Source organism: Deinococcus marmoris (assembly GCF_001949125.1).
Classification (GTDB): Bacteria; Deinococcota; Deinococci; order Deinococcales; family Deinococcaceae; genus Deinococcus; species Deinococcus marmoris_A.
On the sequence record NZ_MSTI01000103.1, the window covers coordinates 1 to 20,708 of the forward strand.

Here is a 20,708-nt window from a genome sequence, read left to right on the forward strand (position 1 = left end):
CCCAGCCTCCCCCGCAAGGAGGGAGGAGCTAAAAATCTTAGTTCCGCAGCGGCTTCCCGGTCTTCAGCATGTGGTCAATCCGCTGCTGCGTTCCCTTCTTGCCCAGCAGCGTCAGGAAGGATTCACGTTCCAGGTCCAGCAGGTGCTGCTCGCTGACCTTCGCCGTGCGGTTGTTGCCCGTACCGCCGCTCAGCACCTTGCCCAGTTCGTTGCTGACCACCAGATCGTAATCGGTGATAAAGCCGCCCTGGTGCATGCCGTACAGCGCGCTCTTGAGGGCGGCAATGGCGGCGTCGCCCATCACGGGGATGTCCTGGCGCGGCGTGGGCTGCACGTAGCCGGGGGCCAGCGCCAGCACCTGCCGCTTGGCTTCCATGATGATGTGATTTTTGTTCATGGCGATGGTGTCGGTGTCGCGCAGGAAGCCCAGGTTGCGGGCCTCCAGGGCGCTGGTTGAGGTCTTGGCGGTGCCGATCAGCTCAAAGGCACGCTGCACGGCGGGCAGCATGGTTGCGCCGATCTGCTGGCCGGGGTGCAACTGATCGGTGAATCGCAGCAGCATTTCCTTGGTGCCGCCGCCACCGGGGATCAGGCCCACGCCCACTTCCACCAGACCCATATACAGTTCAGCGCTGGCAACCACATGATCGGCGTGCAGCGTGAATTCCGCACCGCCGCCCAGCGCCAGACCGAAGGGGGCCGCCACGGTGGGGTGCGGGGAGAAGCGCAGCGAAGTCGTGACCTGCTGGAACTGCTTGATCGAGTCGTCCAGCTCGTCCCACTCGTCGGCCTGCGCCTGAGACAGCACGAGGGGCAGGTTGGCCCCGGCGCTGAAGTTCTCGCCCTGGTTGCCCAGCACCAGCCCGGCGTACCCCATCTCCTGCACCAGTTTGTGGCCGTCCTGCACGGCGCGCAGTTGATCCTCGCCCAGCGCGTTCATCTTGGCGTGCCATTCCACCAGCAACACGCCGTCGCCCAGGTCCACCACACTGGCCCCGCCGCGCTTCTTGACCACCTTGGAAGCGTCTTTCTTGAGATCGGTCAGGATGAAATACGGCGCTTCGTATTTGGTCGGCTGGCCTTCGGGCGTCACCGTTTCGTCGACGTCATAGAACTTCTCGCGCCCGCTGTCCTTCATGGACTGGAGGAGGGGCGGCAGCGTGCGGCCCTCGGCTTCCAGATTGGAAATGACGGTCTGCACGCCCAGGGTATCCATCGTCTCAAACGGCCCCTGCTCCCAGCCGAAGCCCCATTTCAGCGCGTTGTCAATGTCCTGAAGGCGGTTGGACACGTTCCCGGCCATCTTGGCGGCGTACCAGAAGCCGTCATTCATCACGCCGCGCAGGAAATCGCCTTCCTTGCCTTCGGCGGTGTACAGCGTCTTCACGCGCTCGGCCAGCGGCTTGCCCTTGACGGCCTCCACAGCGGCCACCTTCACGCGGCCCTGGTCCTCGTATTCCATCGTGTCGAGGTTGAGGTTCAGAATCTTGGTCTTGCCCTTCTCGTCCTTGGTCTTCTTGTAAAAGCCGCTGCCAGTCTTGTCCCCCAGCATCTTCTTGTCTTCCACCAGCGTGCGGAAGGAATCGGTCAGGCTGAAATCCTCGTCGTCCGGCGTGACCTTGCCGATGTCGTTGGCGACGTGGTAAATGATGTCCAGCCCCGACAAGTCAGCCGTGCGGAAGGTGGCGGAGTTGGCACGGCCCAGCACGGGTCCGGTCAACTGGTCCACCTGCGCGGGGGTCAGCCCGGCCTCCTGCATGTGCTTCATCGCGCGGATGATGCCGTAAACGCCGATGCGGTTGGCGACGAAGCCCGGCACGTCGTTGGCGATGACCACGCCCTTGCCCAGCGTGGTTTCGGCGAATTCGCTGAAGGTTTCCACGATTTGGGGATCGGTCTTGGCGGTGGGAATCACTTCTAGCAGATGCAGGTAGCGCGGGGGGTTGAAGAAGTGCGCGCCCACGAAACGGCGCTGGAAGTCCTCGCCCCGGCCCTCGATCTGAAGGTGCATCGGGATGCCGCTGGAGTTGCTGGAGATAATGGCCGTTTTCTTCGCCACCTTTTCCACGCGCTCCCACAGGCTGCGCTTGGCGTCCAGCTTCTCGATGATGGCTTCCAGCACCCAGTCGGCATCTTTAATTTTGGGCAGGTCATCTTCGAGGTTGCCGGGGGTAATCAATGCGGCGCGCGACTTGTCCATGAACGCAGCGGGCCGGGCCTTGAGCGCCCGCTGAATCCCCTGCTTCGCCAGGAAATTGCGATCCGGGTTATCGGGCAGCACGATGTCGAGGAGCATCACGGGAATGCCCGCGTTGGCGAGTTGCGCGGCGATGGCAGCGCCCATCACGCCTGCGCCGATCACGGCAGCTTTCTGAATCTTCATGGAGCCTCCTGGAAAGAGTGGTCTGGGAGAGACGGCAAATACACGCGAATAAATTTAGACTCGGTTCAAAGTTTAGTGCAATGCAGAGTCCATTGTCCACCGGAGAAGTGAGACGAAACCTTTACCTGGCTCAGTTCAGACCTCCTGCACGTTCTTCTCCCAATGGCATCAGCATCCGCAGTGCGGCCCGCACACTCCAGGCCATCGACAACTCATACGGACTCCGATTAAAGGGTATTGAAAACACCCGTAATCCGAGCGGAGCGAGCAGGAGAAAAACGGGTTCCGGGCGTGGAGTGCAGGAATCGGCGCTGTTCCGATTCCTGCACGAAACAAACGGAATCCGTATCAGGGCCACCCGGACGGCCCGATCATTGTCTGATCACGGCCCCTCCTGCATGCTGGGTTGACCACTGATCGTCGTTGACTGGGGGTTCATTATGAAAGGATTCGAACGGTTCCGCCCCGCCCTTTTGCTGGCCGCCCCGCTTGCCCTGGCCGCCGTGGCACTGGCGGCTGGCCCCTACACCGTCCAGTGGAACGGCAAGACCGTTTTCGGCGACGCCATCATGCAGGGCGGCAAAACCTATGTCAGCGCCGAGGCCCTTAAAAATGCAGGCATCGGCGTGAGCGTCAGGGGCAATGTGGTCAGTCTGGCTCCCGTCGGCGGCGCAAATGAAGTTGGGGCCGTCGAGGGCTGCCTGAATCAGCAACTGTTCAACGGCGTGTGGCGCTTCAAGGTGCTGTCGGTGGTGCAGAGCGGGCCGCTATGGCGACTGAAGGTAGAAATGAAATTCGGCAGCGCCACGGGCGGTTACAGCACCAGCGGCACGGGCGTCCTGGGCTACAACCTGCAACTGGAAAGCGGAAAGGTGATTCCCGTGAACAGCAGCGTGGTGGACCTGCGCGACAAGGGCTTTCTTCCCGGCGAGGGCTTTACTCCCACACTGGACTTCGACGCCGGGGGCGTGGGAGGCAAACCCGTGAAACTGGTGGTGCCTGTTGACCCGGCGGGCGTGGCAAATACGGGCCTGAGCTACTCGGTCAAAGACCCGTCGTTCCGGGTGGACCTGACCTGCAAGAAATAGCGGTCTACCGGGCCGCCAGCCACGTCCTCGTCTTCGTTTCCAGGTCTGAGAAAGAGGCAAAGCCCAGCGCCTGTGCTGCTCCGTCCGCCTCGCCAGTCTCTGCGAAAGCCAGTGCCAGACGCATCGGGGCGTCTTTACCGCAGGTTTCTGCCAGGAATTCCACAAGACCCAGGCCCTGGGCATAGACGTACTTCCACTGGCTTTCGGGAACGGCGTTGAAATCGGCCAGTTCGGAGAGCGGCACCCAGTCGCCCCCCGCATATCCGGCCACGCGCTGACGGCGGCTTTCAGAGGCCCCTGGCGTCCAGTACGCCCTTGAGACGAAATCGGCCAGTCCCTCGTGAAGCCACCAGGGAATACGGTTGTTTCGCCCCTGGCCTGCCGCCCCCGACACGCTCAGGTGCGTGAATTCATGGGACAGCACGCGCAGAAGTTCCTGATCAGGATTCGCGCCGCCAGGCAACACCAGCTTGATCGCCTCGCCCGGCTCGTTCCAGCCGCCAACGGGTTGCAGGGACAGGCCGACGCTGGCGCTGAGGGTTGCCATGTCGGGGTAGACCTTGACGGTGGCGGCGTCTGGCACCCTCAGCCCAAGCGTCTCGCGCACCCTGGCGGCAGCACGCACCAGCAACGGCGCGGTGGCGGCGGCCCGCTCTGGAAGACCCGGCAGGTCCAGCGCCAGCAGCGAATATTTCCCGGCAGGCAGACTTTGCCAGGTCTCACCGCCATAACGCCAGACCTCGCCTTCCCTGAACAGCGTGACGGGCAGCGACACCCGCGAGACCTGCCCCGGCACGCGCACCCAGCTCAGGCTCAGGCGGGCGCTGGCCCGTGGGCCGTCCAGTCTGATCCCAGAAAAGAGGTAGGTGGCGGCGGGCTGCGGCATACGTCCCAGATCGGCGGCAAAATTGGGGCCTTCCACCGCGAACGTTCCCTCTGCGTGCAGCAGTCTCTGATAGCCGGAAGCGTCCCCGGCCCGCGCGGCAGTTTGCAGTGCCCCGGCCAGCGCTTCGGGCGTGGTCTGGGCAAAAGCCGTCTGGGCAGCAGCCAGCGAGGCCAGCAGGACAAGAGGCAGCAGCAGGCGCATCCGCTCAGGGTAGCGGGAACGGCAGCGTGGCGGGCCAGCGCCGATTCCTGCACGCCACGCCTGGAACCCGTCTCTCTCCTGCTCGCGTCCGCTCGGATTAACCCGTTCTCGAATCAACCCGCTTTTGCAAAAGATTTCATCGGAGCTGGTCTCAGTTGATCAATTGCTTGACGAAGAAGACCGCCACCAGTCCCGCCAGGGCCAGCAACGCAGCCACGCTCAGGCGGCGGTCCCGGTTCCAGGCAGTCACGGCCACCCACAGCGCCGCCAGCACCGGCACCGCGCCGATCCAGGCCACACCCACGGCGGCCAGCCCAGGGAACAGCACGCCCACCGCCAGCACCACCACGCCCACCCAGAATCCGGCGGGATACAGCCAGGACGGCAGGCCCGCAATTTCGGCAGATTTGTCGGTCATTCGGACTCCGATTGAATCGTTTGCAAAAACGATGAATATCCGAGCAGAGCGAGAATGAGAAGAACGGGTTCCGGGCGTGGAGTTGGCGAACTGGCGCTTTCCCAGTTTGTCAACGAAATAGACGGAATCCGTATCACGCGCTCCCCCAGTACTTCCACAACAACTGAATGGCGGTAAAGATCAGCAGCAGGCTGAAGACCAGCTTCAAGCGGTCAGCGGGAATGCGGCTCTGTAACCCGGCCCCGGCCCGCGCGCCGATCAGCACGCCCAGCGCCACTCCGCCGGCCAGCCGCAGGTCCAGCAGCCCCCCAGCCTGATACACCAGCGCGTTGCCCACGGCAGTCAGACCCATGATAAAGGTGCTGGTGGCAATCGCCTCGCGGATCGGGACTCCGGCCATCAGGTTCAGGACCGGGACCTGCACGGTGCCGCCGCCGATGCCCAGCAGGCCGCTCATGATCCCGGCGAAGGTCATGGCGGGGGTCACCAGTCGGCTGGGTTCACGTTCGGCCTCTACCCGCTTCAATCCGCGCAGCAGGTTGTAAGAGGAGTACAGCAGCAGCAAAGCGAACACGGTGGCCACCGCCCGCGCGGGCAGCACCAGGCCCAGGAAACTGCCCACCGCGCCGCCTGCAATGGTGTACGGCGAGAGCAGGTAGCCGGTACGGGCGCGCACCAGACCGCGTTGCAGGTACGCGGCGGCCCCCGAAAGGCCCACCGCCAGCACCCCGATCTGGCTGATCGCCACGGCCTGCCCGATGGTCACAGCATGCCCGAAGCGCGGCAACACGAATTCCAGCGCGGGCACCACCACCACGCCGCCCCCCAGGCCCAGGATCGCGCCCAGCACCCCAGCCAGCAGCCCCACACCGATCATGGCCAGCGTCAACGCGGAAATCAAGGTTGCATCACGGCCCAGAGGCTAACACGGCGGGAGGGCCAGGAGTCCTGTCTGTCCGTCCTGAAGGCCGCCGCGCCGCTGTCACTGGTTGGGTTGAACCCCCGGCGGACAGTTGACTCCCGCCTGCTGTGGCAGCATAGAGGATGTGAACCCTACTTTTCTCCCGCGCACCGCCCTGATCACGGGTCTGATCATCGGCGCGCTGAACATCGTCTTCGGTGGCGTGGAATACGGCTTTGCCAACCTGCCCATCTGGTTTTATCTGGTGCAACTGCTGCTGATTCCAGCCATGCTGGTGCCGATGTTCTACTTTCCGCAGGCCGCCGTCGCGCGCGACTTTCTGCGCCGGGCCGCCTACTTCGCCATGGGCTGGGCCGTCCCTTTTGCCATCTACAAGTTCTCGCTGGACGTGCTGAGTCCCAATTTCAGCCCCGCCGCCTCACTGCTCAGCTACCTCGTCGTGATCGCCGCCTTCTCGCTGATCATGGCCGCCGTCCGCAAACCCGTCAAATAAACCGTCTTCAAAAGTAAGCGTGGGCCAGAGGTTTCTCTCCGGCCCACGCTCATTGTTTCCAGCTCAGCTCGGCCCCACCTCGTACACGGCCTGCCAGGGCTTGTAGACCGTGCTGGTCTTATCGGTCCGCACGCCGCTTGCATCCTTGATGGTGCGGGTGATGTAGAGGTTGTAGCCGTCCGCCGCCCAGTCCACCTGCTTGCTGGTGCCGGGGCGCAGGCTGGGATTGACCACGTATTTGGGGGCGGGGTGCGCCGTGCGAGACAGGATCACGGCGGGACTGACCGTCACGGTGCGCGCCTGTTTGATGCCCCAGACCTGCACTTCCAGTCGGCTGGCGGCGTCGTTGTTGATGGTCTTGATCAGCAGTGGGCCGCCCGTGTCATTGCCGAACTTGAGGTCCAGGCCCGGATCGTAGACAGCGGCTTCAAAGCCCACCTGCGGCTCGTAGTAGCCCACGCGGTAGCTGTGCTGGTTGCGTTCCTTGACGGGCAGGCCCGCGCCGTACATCGCGCGGAACACCGTGGTGCTGACCTGGCACACGCCGCCGCCCAGACCGTCCACTGTGCGTCCATCCGCGATGATCAGGCCACCCACAAAGCCGTTCCCTTCCGTGATGCCCCCCAGATTGGCCAGAAAGCTGAAGGTGCCGCCCGCCGGAACCACCGCGCCGTTAATCTTGGCGGCGGCGTTGGCAACATTGGTGCGGCGCTCGCGGCTGCTGTGGTAGTAGGTGCTGACGCCCGTATGAATCAGGCTCAGCTTGCTGGCGTCGGGCAGTTGCGCGGCGGTCAGCGCAGGGGCCACGGGCTTGGAGACGAACATCATGCTGGAGGTGGACGGGTCCAGCACGGTGGCCCGGAAAGCCGTGTAGGCGGCATTCTGGGTCACGCGCCCAGCCTGTTCGGGCACCTTGACCAGTTTGTCGCCCTTGAAGGCGAAACGGGCGTCCTGCGCGGGCTGATCGATGAATCCGGTCAACAGCTTGAAGGCGCGTTTCATGGCCGGCTCGTCCGCCACAATGCCCTGCGGCCTGACCCAGTACAGGTTGGCGACTTGCAGCGGCGTCAGCACGCCCTTGCGGGTGGTCCCGGCCAGCGTCGCACCGAAGGGCCGCATCAGCGCATTGCCCTGATCGGCGTAGTTCTGGAGGGCCTCGGCGGTGTACTGCGCCTTCCACTCTTTCACCGGAATCTGGACGCTGGTGGCGGTGGGCGTGGCCGCGTAGGTGCGGGCAGCGGTGGCCGCGTCGTACTGGCGCCCCGGCGCGTCTTTAGCTGTCACGGCGTACTTAAGGGTTGTCTTGTTGAAGGCCACGGCAGCGTTCTTCGGCTGGGTGTTCAGGTTGGCAGTCAGGCTGGACAGGGCGGCTTTGGCCACGGCAGGATCAACAGCAGCAATCAGCGGAAAGTTCTGCGGCTGCTCCTGACCGACCATGCCCTTGACCCGCTCTACCAGGGTGCGGGCGGCGCTGACCTTCTCGGCGGCGGCCACGCTGGTTGCGGCGTCAGCGTGCCAGCCGAGCTGATCGGCCCCCAGGGTCCAGGTCTGCTGCCCCGCCGTCACCGTCACCTGCGGGGCAGCGGCGGCGCGCTCACCGATGGCGGCAATGGCCTGCTGCGGGGTCAATCCGCCCACATCCACCCCGGCCACGCTCAGGCCCGGCGCGAGTTTTTCATCGGAACTTGCCGCAACGCCCATGGCCAGCGCCCCACCCAGGAGCGCCACCATCGGAATACCCACCAACCAGAACTTCACACCAGACAGTGTAAGGAAGTTCACCAGCGTGATTTGAGGGATTTCCACACTCTGCCGCGTTTCTGCCCGTCGTGACCGGCGCTGTTCGACTCTGGTGGACATCAAAAAAGGCTGGGGGCCAGTCCGCAGACCCGCCTCCAGCCCCAGTGGACAGAGGGATTACTCGCTCTGTTTTTCCTCTGCCTGCGCGGCCAGTTGTGCCTGACGCTCGGCGCGGGGGTTGACCCCGTTCAGCACGCGCTCGAAGGCGTCCACCACCTGATCGATCTGCTCTCTGGTAATCGTGATCGGCGGCAGGAAACGCACCACCAGCGGCGTGGCCTGCAACGCCATCACGCCCTCGTCGTGTTCCAGGGCAGTGATGTAGGGCGCACTCTTTTCCTTGAGCTCCACGCCGATCATCAGGCCCATGCCGCGCACCTCGCGGATCTTGGCCGAGTCGATGGCGCGCAGGCGGTCCATGAAGTACGCGCCCTTCTCGCGGGCCTGCTCGGCCATGCCCTCACGTTTCATGGCGCGGATGGCAGCCAGTCCGGCAGCCATGCTCAGGGGGTTGCCGCCGAAGGTGGTGCCGTGGCCGCCGCCGGGCATGCGGTCAGCGACTGCGCCAGTCATTACGAACGCGCCGATGGGCACGCCCCCGGCCATCGCCTTGGCCAGCGTCATGCCGTCGGGGGTCACGCCGAAGTGTTCGGTGGCGAACATCTTGCCAGTGCGGCAAAAGCCGGTCTGAATCTCATCCATGATCAGGAGCGCGCCCTTCTCCTTGGTAATCCGGCGGGCTTCCTGCATGAATTCCATCGTGCCGGGGCGCACGCCGCCCTCGCCCTGCACGGGTTCCAGGATCACGGCTGCCGTCTGATCGGTCACAGCGGCGCGCAGTTCCTCCACGTTGCCGTAAGTCACGAAATCCACGTTCTTGCTGTCCACGGCGTCGCCGAAGGGTTCGCGGTACTTGGGTTCCCAGGTCAGGGCCAGCGCGCCCAGGCTGCGGCCCGAAAAGCCGCGTTTCATGCTCACGAAACGCTGCCGCCCGGTGCCGGTGATGGCGAATTTCTTGGCCGCCTCCATCGCCTCGGTGCCGGAGTTGCACAGGAACACGCGGTCCAGGCCCGCTGGCAGGATGCCCACCAGTTCCTGCAAGAATTCGGCGCGTTTGTCGTTGGGCACGCTCTGGGGCATGATCATCAGCTTGCCCGCCTGCTCCTGAATGGCCTTGACGACATCCGGGTGGCTGTGGCCGATGTTGGCGACGCCGTACCCGGCCACGCAGTCAATGTAGGAGCGCCCGTTCTCGTCCCAGACGGTGGCACCCAGGCCGCGCACCATCACGACTTCATGCTTGTTGTACACACCACTGTCGTACTTGAGTTCGGCGTCCAGCCACTTGCTGTGGGTCTTGCTTTCAGGGGTTGCAGTCATAGATTCCTCCGTTTGCCTTCAGTGTAGGCGTCGTGCATGGGAAAGTCGGTAAGGTGTCCAGCCGACTGGACTGGGTGGGGGGCGATCAGACCGGAGCAGGCTGGCGGGGGCGTCTGGGCCGCAGATTCAGCAGCGCCAGCCCGGCCAGGATCACGCCCACGCCGACCACCGACAGGATTCCCACCCGCTCCCCTGCCACCACGCCCCAGAACAAACCCCAGACGGGCAGCAGGTACGTGACGGCGGTGACCTGCGTGCTGGACACGCGCGCCAGCAGGCCGTAATAGAGCAGGTAGGCAAAACCGCTGCCGAACACGCCCAGAAACAGCAGAGACAGCACGGCCTGCGAGGTCAGGGCCGAGGGCGCGGGGCCAATGAGCGCGGCGGGCAGGAGCAATAGGCCCGCCAGCGACAGTTGGGTGGTGGCCAGCCCCACCGGATTCTGGCCGCCCAGCGTGCGTTTGGCGACGACGGTGGCCAGCGCGTAGCCCAGCCCTGCCGCCGTCAGCACGCTCACACCCAGCACGGAGGCGTGGCCGCCGCTGAGTCCTCCCACCACGGTCAGGCCGACGCCGCCCAGACCGAGCAGCACGCCCAGGATCACGCGGCTGGTGGGGGCGATCTCGCGCACGCTCAGGCTGATCAGCAACGTGAACAGCGGCGTGGTGGCGTTCAGGATCGCAGCGATGTTGCTGGACACACTCTGTTCGCCCCAGGCAAAAAAGGTCCACGGCACCACATTGTTGAAAAAGGCCACCAGCAATAGCGGTCTCCACAGGCTGGCGGGCGGCAGCGAATGGCGTCCCAGCCGCAGCGCCAGCCACAGCACCGCCGCGCCAGACACACAGCGAAGCAGGGCCACCCACAGCGGTGGAAAGACCTCGCCGCTCCACTTAATCAGCAGGAACGAGATGCCCCACACGGCGGAGAGCAAGAACAGTTGCAGGGCGTCCTGACGGGTCACGGCCTGACTCTAGCGGGATCAGGGACGGCGGGGCCGGGAATGGCGGGACGCAGACGGGCCAGTTCGGGCGTCAGCGCGGGCCAGTCTTCGGTCTGATCGGTCATAGGCTGCCAGTTTTCCTTGCCGCTCCAGCGTTCCACCGCCAGCGAATAGACGCTCGTACGCGCCAGATCGGCGTCCAGAATCGGGCGCGTCTGCTGTCCAATCCGCAGATCGGGAAACAGGCGTTCAGAGAGGACGGTCAACGCCGCGCGGGCTTCCTCCCGGTCTGTCAGGAGGCGGGCGCTGCCGAAGGCCACGGCGCTGCGGTACTGCACGCTCAGTTCCAGCGGATTGTTGCTGGGCAACAGACAACCGATCTCGGTGGCCTCAAAGGTGGCCGGGTGGCCCAGGCGTTGACTCTGGCCCACGTTGGCCCACAGCCGTCCGGTGATGTTGGTGTGGTACACGATGTCGTGCGTTTCGGGACGGTAGGCGAAGGCCAGCGTGGTGATGAACGGGAAGGGCTGCCCGTCCTCCGACTGCCACACGGTGGCCACACGTCCGATGCCCACGCGGGCCAGCAGGTCCCGAATCCAGGCGTCGTCGCGGCGATTCTGCGGGCGGCGGCTGATGGACGGGTCACGCTTCCAGGGATCGTAGAAGTCGCTCATGGCCGTACACTAGCGAGATGGTGGCCCCCCGCGAAGCTCCACTTCAGACCGGAAAAGGCAGTCCACTTTCGGGCAGTCCCCTCACGAGCGAACTGCCCATTGCGCTGAACCTGAAACGCGGCATGGAGCAGCCTCTGCACGCCCAACTGGCCGAGCAACTGCGGGCGGCGGCGCTGTCCGGCGCGTTGCCAGCGGGGTTGCAGTTGCCCGGCTCTCGCACGCTGGCCGCCGAACTGGGCGTCACGCGCGGCGTGGTGGCCGACGCCTACGCCGAACTGGTGGCCGACGGCACGCTGGAGGCCACGGTGGGGCGCGGCACCCGTGTCTCGGCAGGCGCGGCGCAGACACAGGTACAGTCACGGGCAGGCGGCGGCGGCGCACCCGACTGGTTCGTGGCCCCGGTCCCGGCCCCGGTAGACGGCCCGGTGCAGGCCGGGGGCATTCATTTCCGGGCCGGGGTGGCAACCACAGCCACGCTGGACATCCGGGCGTGGCGGCAGGCGTGGGCGGCGGCGGCGCGGGCCGAGGTGGCGGGCGATTACGGCGACCCAGCGGGCGAACCGGAGTTGCGCGCGGCCCTGGCGGCCTTCGTAGGGCGTTCGCGTGGGCTGGGGACAGGGGCCGGGCGCGTGCTGATCACGGCGGGTTCCTTGCAGGCCCTGAATCTGATTCTGCGGCTGCTCCCGCCCCGTTCCAGTATCCTGTTTGAGGCTGTTGGCTACCGCGCCGCACGTCAGGCGATTGTGGACGCCGGACACACCCTGATCTCGTTGGAACAGGATGCAGACGGACCAGTGATCACATCTGATACGCCGCCTGCCCGACTGGCCTACGTGACGCCCAGCCACAGCTTTCCCCTGGGCGGGCGCATGAGCGTGCCGCGCCGACTGGCCCTGCTGGAGTGGGCCGCAAAACACGACGCCCTGATCGTGGAAGACGACTACGACGGAGAATTCAGGTACGGTGCGCCGCCCCTGCCCACACTGGCGAGTCTGGACCCGCAGGGCAGCCGGGTTCTTTACCTCGGCACGCTGTCCAAGGTGCTGACGCCAGGATTACGCACAGGATTTCTGATCGGCCCGCCCGCGCTGATGCCCACGCTGATCCGCGCCCGCACGCTGCTGGATTCCGGCCACCCGCTGCCTGTCCAGCACGCGCTGCTGCATCTGCTAAAAACGGGCGAGGTGGACCGCCACATCCGCCGCACGCGCCGCTGGCACGCGGGAGTGCGGGCCGTCCTGACCCGGATTCTGGAACCGCTGGCCCCCCACGCCACGCTGGGCGGCATCGAGGCCGGGCTGCATGTCTGCCTGTTCCTGTCGCCGCCGCTGGACGCACGGAAGGTGGCCACCGAACTCTCAAAACGTGGCGTTCACGTCTCCACGCTGGACACCTACACCTTCGCAGGCGAGGTGCCGAACGCCCTGCTGCTCGGTTACGGCGGACTGACCATACATGGGGCGGAGACGGGGGCGCGGGAGATCGCGCGGGTCATTTCTGGAAGAAAGTAGGCCGAAAGCCTAGCGCCGGCCCTTGACCAGCCAGGCGTGTTCCTCGATGCCTGCCGCCTGATTGGCCGCGCGCGCCATCACGAACAGCAGATCCGACAGACGGTTCAGGTAAATCTGCACTTCCTTATTCGCCTCTTCCACTTCCAGCAGGCGGATCACCTCGCGTTCGGCGCGGCGGGCCACCGTGCGGGCAATGTGCAGCGTGGCGGCGGCAGGCGTGCCGCCAGGATGGACAAAGCCCGTGAACGGTGGCGCAGCCTCCTGGTAGCGGTCGATCATGGCCTCCAGAAAAGCGGCGTCCTCGGCGTCGATCCGGCTGATCTTCTTCTCATAGATGGTGCCGGGGCGGGTGGCGAGGTCCGCGCCCAGATCGAACAGCGCGTTTTGCAGGTATTCCAGATCGGCGTCCAGCGTGGCGTCGGGCTTGTGGCTGCGGGTGTTGTGGGCGCGGGCCAGACCGATGGCGCTGTTCAGCTCGTCCACGGTGCCGTAGGCCTCCACGCGTGGGTGGGTCTTGCTCACGCGGTCCGCGCCGTAAAGGCCAGTGGTGCCGCCGTCGCCTGTCTTGGTGTAGAGCTTCATGGGGAACAGGGTAGTGGGTTATGGGCCGTGGGGTGTGGGAATAACAAAAAAGACCCCTGGGAGAGAGGTCTTCGGGAAGTTTGATTTTGTTGTTGAAGAGGAAAGCCGCCCCCTCCCCCACTTCTTCCCCAGTCGCTCAGTTGCCCTGTCGCCCGGTCTCCTCGGTCAGCGCCCGCAGGCTGGACGCCATGTCGGGGCGCAGATCGCCCGCGTGGTACCGCCAGGTCCAGTTGTGGTCCCCGGTGGTGCCGGGCAGGTTCATGCGGTCGTCGGTGCCCAGGTTAAACACGTCCTGCAAGGGAACCACGGCCAGATTGGCGCGGCTCTCGAAGGCCAGACGCATCATCTGCGGCACGAAACTAGCCTCACTGGGGTCCGAGGACGTGTAGACGCGGAAGTTGTGCTTCTCCTGCTCCTCGGCGTGGACCCACCAACCGCGCGTGGTGTCGTTGTCGTGGGTGCCGGTGTAGACCACCTGATTCTCGCGCAGGTTGTGGGGCAGGAAGTCGTTGACCGCGAAGTCACCTCCGCCGAAGGCGAATTGCAACACCGCCATGCCCGGAAACTCGAAGTCGTCGCGCAGCTTTTCCACGTCGGGGGTAATCACACCCAGATCCTCGGCGATGATGGGCAGCACGCCCAGCGCGTCGCGCACGGCCTGGAACATCTCGTGGCCCAGCGCAGGCACCCAGCGCCCATGCATGGCGGTGTCGGCGGGAAAGGGAATTTCCCAGGACGCCGCAAAGCCCCGGAAATGATCGATGCGGATCAGGTCAAACAGTTTGAGGCTGCCCTTAAAGCGCTCGACCCACCACGCGAAATTGTCTTTCTGCATGGCCTTCCAGTCGTACAGCGGGTTGCCCCAGAGTTGCCCGGTTTCACTGAAGTAATCCGGCGGAACCCCGGCCACCACGCTGGGCTGGCCCTGCTCGTCGAAATAGAACTGATCGCGGTTGGCCCAGGCGTCGCTGCTGTCCATCGCCACGAAGATGGGAATGTCACCGATGACCTCGATGCCCCGCTCGCGGGCGTAGGCGCGGATGGCGTTCCACTGGCGGAAGAACAGAAACTGGATGAACTTGGTGCGCTCGATGGTCACGTTCAGGTCGCTCTGTGCCAGTTCCAGCGCTTCCGGCTGGCGGTCCCGCACGGCAGGTTGCCAGGCGTTCCAGGGCAGTCCGCCGTGCGCGGCTTTCAGGGCCGTGAACAGCGCATAATCGTCCAGCCACGCCGCTTCCTCGGCCTTGAATGCCTCGAAATCGGGGGTCAGATGTTCGGCAGACCCGCCCACGAACGAGATGTAGGCGCGCTCCAGCATCTGGTTGCGCCAGATGTATTGCAGGCCAAAATCCACCCTGGCCGGGGCAAAAACGGGCGTGGCGGCGAAGTCGGTCTCGTGCAGCAGGCCCTCGTGGCGCAGGGTGGCCAGATCAATCAGGTACGGATTGCCCGCAAAGGCGCTGAACGCCTGATAGGGGCTGTCACCGTAACCTGTTGGCCCCAGCGGCATGACCTGCCAGTATTTCTGCCCGGCGTCCGCGAGCCAGTCGATGAAATTGCGCGCATAGAAGCCCAGCTCACCGATGCCGTAGGGGCCGGGCAGGCTGGTGGGGTGCAGCAGAACGCCGCTGGAACGGGACAGGGTGAAATGGGACTGAGTCGGTGTGGATGGGGTCATGTCAGAAAACCTCCTGCGAGGGTGAGAGCGTTTGGAAGTGATTCCAACGTGAATGGTCCGGTATCGCCGAGGATAGTACACAGGCCGGCCACGGGATCAGGCTCCAAAGGGACGGTCAAGACCAGCGGCACAGAAGCTCGCCCCCACCCTAGCAAGGAGGTGGGGGCGAGCTTTTCACGGATTTACAGAAGATGAGACCGTCCTTCCTCTGATTCCAGGATGGGTCAGAAGCGGCCAATCATCAGCCTTACTTCGTCTTGGTGATCCGGTCCTGCGCGCCAGCCGCCAGACCAGCGTTGGCCTTGACATAAGACACGGCAGTGTCCACATCCACCAGATTGGGCAGTTGCAGCACGTTGGTGCCGTCCTTGAAGGCCACGAAGTTATCGCCGCCGCCCGCCAGGAACGAGTTCATGGTCACGCGGTAGGTCTTGGCAGGATCGATGGTTTCGCCGCCCAGCTTGATGCTGGCCGCGTCTACCCGGCTGCCCTTGGCGGCGGTGGAGTCGTAGCTGTAGGCAAAGCCCTTGCTGACCTGCAAGATGCGGCTGCTGCCCGCTTCGGGGTTGTCGAACTGCTGCTCCAGCAGGGTCTTGAGCTGCGCGCCGGTCAGGTCCATGACCACCAGCGTATTGCCGAAAGGCTGCACGGTGAACAGGTCGCCGAAGGTGGCGGTGTTGCCCGCCGCACTGGCGGTCAGGTCCGCACGGATGCCGCCGGGATTCATGAAAGCGATCACGGCCCCCTTGTCGGCAGTGGCGGCCAGTTGCGAGTCGGCGATCACATCGCCCAGTGCGCTCTCGCCCGCCGCGTTGTTGGTCCGGCTGATGCTGGCGACGGCCAGGGTGCCCACCGGGGTGCCCTTCACGGCGTCGGTCAGCGTTTTGGCGCGGGTCAGGATGGCGGTCATGGCCGGGTCCTTGGGCAGCGTGCGGGTGTCCATCACCACGTTGGCCGCGCTGATCGACAGCAGCTTATGGTTGGCCTTGTCCACGGTCAGGTCCAGGCGTTGCAGCAGGTGGCCGTAATAGTCGCCCTGGATAACCACGCGGCCTCCCACCAGACAGTTGTACCCCTGGTGGGTGTGCCCGCTGACCACCGCTCTGATGGACGGGTCCAGCTTGTTCACGATGTCCACGATGGGGCCGGTCAGGGTGCCGCAGGCTGGCTCCGAGAAGCCGTCCTTGGCCACGCCGCCCTGGTGGATCAGCACCACGATGGCGTCCACGTTCATCTTCTTCAATTCGGGAACGTACTTGTTGATGCTGCTGGCCTCGTCCAGAAAGTCCAGCGTCTTGATGCCGTCGGGGCTGACGATGCTGGGGGTTCCCTGAAGCACCGCGCCGATAAAGCCGATCTTTGCGCCGCCGATTTCCTGCACGGCGTATGGCTCGAACACGGGCTTCTGCGTGGTCTTGTCCACCACGTTCGCGCCCAGCCACTTGAAGCCCGCGCCAGGGTAGGGGTTCTCGAACTTGCAGGCTTTGGCCGTGTCGTTGCTGTCGCAGCCGCCGTTCTGCATCCGCATCAGTTCCTTGAGACCCTGATCGAACTCGTGGTTGCCCAGCGAGCTGAACTTCATGCCCAGCTTGGTCATGGCGATGGTGCTGGGTTCGTCACGCAGCAGGCTGCTGGTGATGGGCGAGGCCCCGATCACGTCCCCGGCCCCCACGAAGATCAGGTTGGGGTTCTTGGCCCGCTCCTGGTCCAGGTAGCCGCCGATGGCCTCGATCCCGCCCGCTTGCAGGCGCACCTGCTTGGTGGGGTCCTTGGGATCGGGAATCATGACACCCGAGAAGTTGGTGGCTTCCAGGTTGCCGTGGAAGTCGTTGAGGCCCACCACCGTCACCGTTACCGGCTCTGCGGGTTTGGACATCATGCTGCACGAGGACAGCGTCAGGGCTGCGCCGATCAGAAAGAGATTTCTTTTCATGGGGGTCCATCATAAGCGCCTCTCATCCGCTGCGGATCAGGACCGCGAAAACTAGCAGACCAGCACCAGCCCTGGAACAGGACATGTCCACTGATGCTGGACTTCTGCGGCGGACAGAACAGTGCCGCATTTGGCCTGCCAGTTTCCCGAATTTACGGGACAGAAAGAGCCTTCATGACGCTCCGCCGCAAGCCAGGGCGAAGGCCAGAAAAAACTCCCCTCCCGGTTGGGAGAGGAGCGCAGGGCTGGTAGCGTGAAAGCCGCCCACCAGCTCAGGCAGGCGCGGCTACGCGGGTCACGCGGTCGATCACGGCCCGCACCGCCAGCCCGAATTCTTCCTCGGCATCATGTTCTCCGATGTTCAGCACGCAGTTCAGGCCCTGCACCGGGTCGATCTGCGCGCCGCCGGGCCGGGGCTGGGACCGGGTTTGAGGCTGAATCGGCTGGGGCTGCTCGGACAGGTGCTGCCAGCCGATGGCCAGGGCGTACAGGTGGCGCAGCACGCGCACAGACACCTCGCGCTCCAGCGGCATCAGCGCCAGCAGACGTTCCAGATGCGCGTTCAGGTTCTGATAAAACTCCTGAAGCAGTTCCGGGCGGACCCGGCGTTCCAGCACCGTTCCCAGCAGCACCAGCAGGCGGCGCACCGACTGGGAATCCTGCCCGGCCTCCAGCAGCACGTCGGCCAGTTGCGATGGCGTGCGGGGGCCACGTTCTTCCAGGATCGCGGCGGCGCGGGCGATCCAGGCGGCCAGATGGCCGTCCACCAGCGCCAGGAACAGTTCTTCCTTGGTGTCGAAATACAGATACAGGGTGCCTTTGGCAAGCTGGGCGGCGCTGGCCACCTGGTTCATGCTCAGGTCAGCGTAGGGGGTGGTGGTCCAGAGATCTTCGGCGGCGCACAGGATATCGGCCCGGCGCTGCTGCTTTTCCGCCAGACTGCGCGCACGCATGGGACGAGGTGGATGAGTGGTCATGGGGGCTGAACATAGACTCAAGCCCCACTCAACCGCTGTTAAGTGCTTCACTCGCAGCCTTAATGAGGGGGTCCACTCAAGGAACTCAGGAGATTTGCCCAATGCCGGACGACGGGCAGCCACCGACTGTGCGGGAGAAAACCTGGGCTGATACGGATTCCGATTGAACGGTGTTGGAGATAGACCAAGTCACACGCGCCCCATGCCACCTTTGGCCAAACATGCGTCTCTGGACAATCGACGTTCCAGACCACCAGCAGGCTCCAAAAGGAGAAAAAACCGCACCAGACGGGTCAGGCGCGCAGCATCGAACTCCAGACCGCATAAAACAGCAGCGCGTGTTCTTGATGTTCTGCGGCCCACGCAAGACGGTGCCTTGCCTTCCACATAGGCCAGAGCCGACAGCCGCCGCAATCCATGAAGAGTTGGCGGGACCCCACGGCGGGGCAGGACCCTCTTCACCGGGGACCGTGCGGGATAGACTGCCGCTCATGATTGGAAAAACCTACACCACCATGCTCGGCGGGCGCGAGCTGAGCATCGAGACCGGCAAACTGGCCAAGCTGGTCAGCGGCAGCGTCACCCTGCGCTACGGCGACACCATGTTGCTGGTCACCGCCCAGGCCCGCGACGACAAAAGCACGCTGGATTTCCTGCCGCTGACCGTGGAATTCGAGGAACGCCACTACGCCGTGGGCAAGATTCCCGGATCGTTCCACCGCCGCGAGGGCCGCCCCGGCGAGAAAGCCATCCTGGGCGCGCGCATCACGGATCGCCAGATTCGCCCATTGTTTCCCAAGACCTACCGCCACGAAACCCAGGTGATCATCACGGTGATCAGCGCCGACGGCCAGAACGCACCCGACGTGCTGGGGCCAGTGGGCGCGTCGGCAGCCCTGAGCCTGAGCGACATCCCGTGGGCAGGACCGACCGCCTGCGTGCGCGTGGGCCAGATCGACGGCCAGTACGTCATCAACCCGACTGCCGATCAACTGAAGAACAGCCCCATGGATCTGGTGGTGGCCGGAACGAAGGACGCCGTGATGATGGTGGAAGCTGGGGCGCACAACGCCTCCGAGGACGATCTGGTGGGGGCCATTGAATTTGCCCACGCCGAGATGCAGGGCGTCATTTCGCTGATCGAGACCATGCGCGAGGAAATGGGCCAGGAGAAATTCAACTTCCTGGAAGAAACCGATCTGACCACCGATCTGGTGCCGGAACTCACCGAGAAGGCCAAGGCGGGCGGCCTGAAAGACGCGCTGCTGACGGTCAAGAAGAAAGACCGCAGCGCCCGCACCAAGGCGCTGCGCGACGAGATCATTGCCGGGTACGAACCCGATCCCGATGCCGACGGCGCGAAGGAACGCATCACCGCCCTCAAGAACGCCTTCAACAAGGTGGAAAAGAAGGAACTGCGCCGCCTGATTCTGGAAGACGATATGCGCGCCGATGGCCGCGATTCCAGGACCGTTCGCCCCATCTGGATCGAGGCTCGCCCCCTGCCCCGCGCGCACGGCAGCGCCATCTTCACGCGCGGCGAGACGCAGGTGCTGGGCGTGGCGACGCTGGGCACCGAGCGCGACGAGATTCTGGTGGACGACCTGAGCGCCGAGAAGAACGACAAGTTCATGCTGCACTACAACTTCCCGCCGTACAGCACGGGCGAGGTCAAGCGCATGGGCGGGCAGTCGCGCCGCGAGATCGGCCACGGCAACCTCGCCAAACGGGCCATCCGCGCCGTGCTGCCCAGCTTTGAAGAATTCCCGTATGTGATCCGCATCGTGGGCGAGGTGCTGGAATCCAACGGTTCGTCGTCGATGGCAACCGTGTGCGCTGGAGTGCTGGCGCTGATGGACGCAGGCGTGCCGATCAAGGCTCCGGTGGCCGGGGTGGCGATGGGTCTGGTGATGGAGGGCGACAAGTACCGCGTCCTGACCGACATCCTGGGCCTGGAAGACGCACTGGGCGATATGGATTTCAAGGTCTGCGGTACGGCTGAAGGCGTGACCGCCCTGCAAATGGACATCAAGGTGGGCGGCATCACCCCGCAGATCATGCGTGAGGCACTGGCGCAGGCCCGCGACGGACGCCTGCACATTCTGGGCAAGATGGCCGAGGTGCTGGCCGCGCCACGCCCGGAACTGTCGCCCACCGCGCCACGCATCATTTCCCTGAAGATCAACCCCGAGCTGATCGGCAAGGTCATCGGGCCGGGCGGCAAGCAGATCCGCGAGCTGGAGGCGATGGGCGCGCAGATCACGGTGGAGGAAGACGGCACCGTGCGCGTGTTCAGCGCCGAGAGTGCCAGTGCCGAGGCCGTGCGCGACCGCATCATGAGCATCACCCGCGAGGCCAGAGCGGGCGAGGAATTCGACGGCACGGTGGTCAAGACCACGCCGTTCGGGGCCTTTATTAACCTGTATCCCGGCCAGGACGGCATGCTGCACATCTCGCAGATGTCCGAGGAGCGCGTCAACGCTGTGGAAGATGTGATGAACGTGGGCGACAAGCTGCGCGTGAAGATCGTGGCCGTGGATGACCGGGGCAAGATCGACCTGATCCGCCCCGAGCTGGAAGGCAAGATCGCGCCGCGTGAGGCGCGTCCGCCGCGTTCCGGTGGTGGGGACCGTGGGGGACGGCCTCCGCGCCGGGACTGAGGGGGGCTGCGCCGTCTAAGAGTCAAAGGGTCTAAGGGTCGAACCGGAGCATTCAGCTTCTCTGGTTTGACCCTTAGAGCGTGTTTATAAAGGGTCCGATCCGGTGGCAAGCTTGAGGTGTGAAACGCAAGCCTTACTCATCGGACCTGACCCAAGCCCAGTTTAAGCGGCTCGAGCCA

General features: G+C 64.7%; 16 protein-coding genes. 4 read left to right on the forward strand and 12 right to left on the reverse strand.

The window, feature by feature from the left end; translation table 11 throughout:
• Positions 1-37: 37 nt before the first annotated feature.
• Positions 38-2,383: a 3-hydroxyacyl-CoA dehydrogenase/enoyl-CoA hydratase family protein gene (locus tag BOO71_RS15410; protein WP_075833929.1), complete on the reverse strand. Its 2,346-nt coding sequence runs from the start codon at positions 2,381-2,383 to the stop codon at positions 38-40.
• A gap of 440 nt (positions 2,384-2,823) precedes the next feature.
• Here BOO71_RS15410 and BOO71_RS15415 point away from each other — a divergent pair, with 440 nt between their 5' ends.
• Positions 2,824-3,471 (forward strand): hypothetical protein, encoded by a 648-nt coding sequence (locus tag BOO71_RS15415; protein ID WP_075833931.1) that lies wholly within the window; start codon positions 2,824-2,826, stop codon positions 3,469-3,471.
• 4 nt (positions 3,472-3,475) lie between these two features.
• Here BOO71_RS15415 and BOO71_RS15420 read toward each other — a convergent pair whose 3' ends face one another.
• From BOO71_RS15420 to BOO71_RS15430, 3 genes are all read right to left on the reverse strand, one after another.
• Complete coding sequence (locus BOO71_RS15420; RefSeq protein WP_075833933.1) at positions 3,476-4,558, reverse strand: hypothetical protein; 1,083 nt, start codon at positions 4,556-4,558, stop codon at positions 3,476-3,478.
• 151 nt (positions 4,559-4,709) lie between these two features.
• A complete protein-coding gene (locus BOO71_RS15425; protein WP_075833935.1) occupies positions 4,710-4,976 on the reverse strand; it encodes a hypothetical protein in 267 nt (88 codons plus the stop codon).
• A gap of 133 nt (positions 4,977-5,109) precedes the next feature.
• Positions 5,110-5,877: a sulfite exporter TauE/SafE family protein gene (locus BOO71_RS15430; protein WP_075833938.1), complete on the reverse strand. Its 768-nt coding sequence runs from the start codon at positions 5,875-5,877 to the stop codon at positions 5,110-5,112.
• Between the two features lie 145 nt (positions 5,878-6,022).
• On the opposite strand from BOO71_RS15430, the gene BOO71_RS15435 reads away from it, so the two are divergent.
• Positions 6,023-6,391 carry a hypothetical protein gene (locus tag BOO71_RS15435; protein ID WP_075833939.1) on the forward strand — a complete coding sequence of 123 codons (369 nt, stop codon included), beginning with the start codon at positions 6,023-6,025 and terminating at the stop codon, positions 6,389-6,391.
• A gap of 63 nt (positions 6,392-6,454) precedes the next feature.
• Here BOO71_RS15435 and BOO71_RS15440 read toward each other — a convergent pair whose 3' ends face one another.
• The 4 genes from BOO71_RS15440 to BOO71_RS15455 all read right to left on the reverse strand — a co-directional run bounded on the left by BOO71_RS15440 (position 6,455) and on the right by BOO71_RS15455 (position 11,188).
• The gene (locus tag BOO71_RS15440) at positions 6,455-8,149 is read right to left on the reverse strand and encodes a VanW family protein (protein ID WP_075833958.1); all 1,695 of its coding nucleotides are present in this window, start codon (positions 8,147-8,149) and stop codon (positions 6,455-6,457) included.
• Between the two features lie 159 nt (positions 8,150-8,308).
• Complete coding sequence (locus BOO71_RS15445; protein WP_075833941.1) at positions 8,309-9,571, reverse strand: acetylornithine/succinylornithine family transaminase; 1,263 nt, start codon at positions 9,569-9,571, stop codon at positions 8,309-8,311.
• 85 nt (positions 9,572-9,656) lie between these two features.
• Positions 9,657-10,535 (reverse strand): DMT family transporter, encoded by an 879-nt coding sequence (locus BOO71_RS15450; protein ID WP_075833943.1) that lies wholly within the window; start codon positions 10,533-10,535, stop codon positions 9,657-9,659.
• Positions 10,532-11,188, reverse strand: a complete 657-nt coding sequence (locus BOO71_RS15455) for a pyridoxamine 5'-phosphate oxidase family protein (RefSeq protein WP_075833945.1) — start codon at positions 11,186-11,188, stop codon at positions 10,532-10,534. Before BOO71_RS15455 ends, BOO71_RS15450 begins: the two co-directional genes overlap by 4 nt.
• Positions 11,189-11,205: 17 nt before the next feature.
• Between BOO71_RS15455 and BOO71_RS15460 the strand changes: the two genes are divergently transcribed.
• Complete coding sequence (locus tag BOO71_RS15460) at positions 11,206-12,699, forward strand: PLP-dependent aminotransferase family protein (RefSeq protein WP_075833947.1); 1,494 nt, start codon at positions 11,206-11,208, stop codon at positions 12,697-12,699.
• A gap of 9 nt (positions 12,700-12,708) precedes the next feature.
• On the opposite strand, the gene BOO71_RS15465 is transcribed toward BOO71_RS15460, so the two are convergent.
• The 4 genes from BOO71_RS15465 to BOO71_RS15480 form a co-directional block, all read right to left on the reverse strand.
• Positions 12,709-13,281 (reverse strand): cob(I)yrinic acid a,c-diamide adenosyltransferase, encoded by a 573-nt coding sequence (locus BOO71_RS15465; RefSeq protein ID WP_075833948.1) that lies wholly within the window; start codon positions 13,279-13,281, stop codon positions 12,709-12,711.
• Positions 13,282-13,417: 136 nt separating this feature from the next.
• Positions 13,418-15,040 (reverse strand): 4-alpha-glucanotransferase, encoded by a 1,623-nt coding sequence (gene malQ, locus BOO71_RS15470; protein ID WP_075833950.1) that lies wholly within the window; start codon positions 15,038-15,040, stop codon positions 13,418-13,420.
• Positions 15,041-15,206: 166 nt separating this feature from the next.
• Positions 15,207-16,892 carry a bifunctional metallophosphatase/5'-nucleotidase gene (locus BOO71_RS15475; RefSeq protein ID WP_075833952.1) on the reverse strand — a complete coding sequence of 562 codons (1,686 nt, stop codon included), beginning with the start codon at positions 16,890-16,892 and terminating at the stop codon, positions 15,207-15,209.
• A 272-nt stretch (positions 16,893-17,164) separates the two neighbouring features.
• Positions 17,165-17,869, reverse strand: coding sequence for a TetR/AcrR family transcriptional regulator (locus BOO71_RS15480; protein WP_075833954.1), 705 nt, complete (start codon positions 17,867-17,869; stop codon positions 17,165-17,167).
• Between the two features lie 491 nt (positions 17,870-18,360).
• Here BOO71_RS15480 and pnp point away from each other — a divergent pair, with 491 nt between their 5' ends.
• Positions 18,361-20,529, forward strand: coding sequence for a polyribonucleotide nucleotidyltransferase (pnp, locus tag BOO71_RS15485; protein ID WP_075833956.1), 2,169 nt, complete (start codon positions 18,361-18,363; stop codon positions 20,527-20,529).
• Positions 20,530-20,708 lie beyond the last annotated feature (179 nt).

Excerpts from the sequence above, each read along its gene's own strand:
- BOO71_RS15415 (WP_075833931.1), top strand. The coding sequence starts at position 2,824 with ATGAAAGGATTCGAACGGTTCCGCCCCGCCCTTTTGCTGGCCGCCCCG.
- BOO71_RS15455 (WP_075833945.1), bottom strand. The coding sequence starts at position 11,188 with ATGAGCGACTTCTACGATCCCTGGAAGCGTGACCCGTCCATCAGCCGC.
- pnp (WP_075833956.1), top strand. The coding sequence starts at position 18,361 with ATGATTGGAAAAACCTACACCACCATGCTCGGCGGGCGCGAGCTGAGC.
- BOO71_RS15410 (WP_075833929.1), bottom strand. The coding sequence starts at position 2,383 with ATGAAGATTCAGAAAGCTGCCGTGATCGGCGCAGGCGTGATGGGCGCT.
- BOO71_RS15420 (WP_075833933.1), bottom strand. The coding sequence starts at position 4,558 with ATGCGCCTGCTGCTGCCTCTTGTCCTGCTGGCCTCGCTGGCTGCTGCC.
- BOO71_RS15475 (WP_075833952.1), bottom strand. The coding sequence starts at position 16,892 with ATGAAAAGAAATCTCTTTCTGATCGGCGCAGCCCTGACGCTGTCCTCG.
- BOO71_RS15460 (WP_075833947.1), top strand. The coding sequence starts at position 11,206 with ATGGTGGCCCCCCGCGAAGCTCCACTTCAGACCGGAAAAGGCAGTCCA.
- BOO71_RS15480 (WP_075833954.1), bottom strand. The coding sequence starts at position 17,869 with ATGACCACTCATCCACCTCGTCCCATGCGTGCGCGCAGTCTGGCGGAA.
- BOO71_RS15465 (WP_075833948.1), bottom strand. The coding sequence starts at position 13,281 with ATGAAGCTCTACACCAAGACAGGCGACGGCGGCACCACTGGCCTTTAC.
- BOO71_RS15445 (WP_075833941.1), bottom strand. The coding sequence starts at position 9,571 with ATGACTGCAACCCCTGAAAGCAAGACCCACAGCAAGTGGCTGGACGCC.
- BOO71_RS15425 (WP_075833935.1), bottom strand. The coding sequence starts at position 4,976 with ATGACCGACAAATCTGCCGAAATTGCGGGCCTGCCGTCCTGGCTGTAT.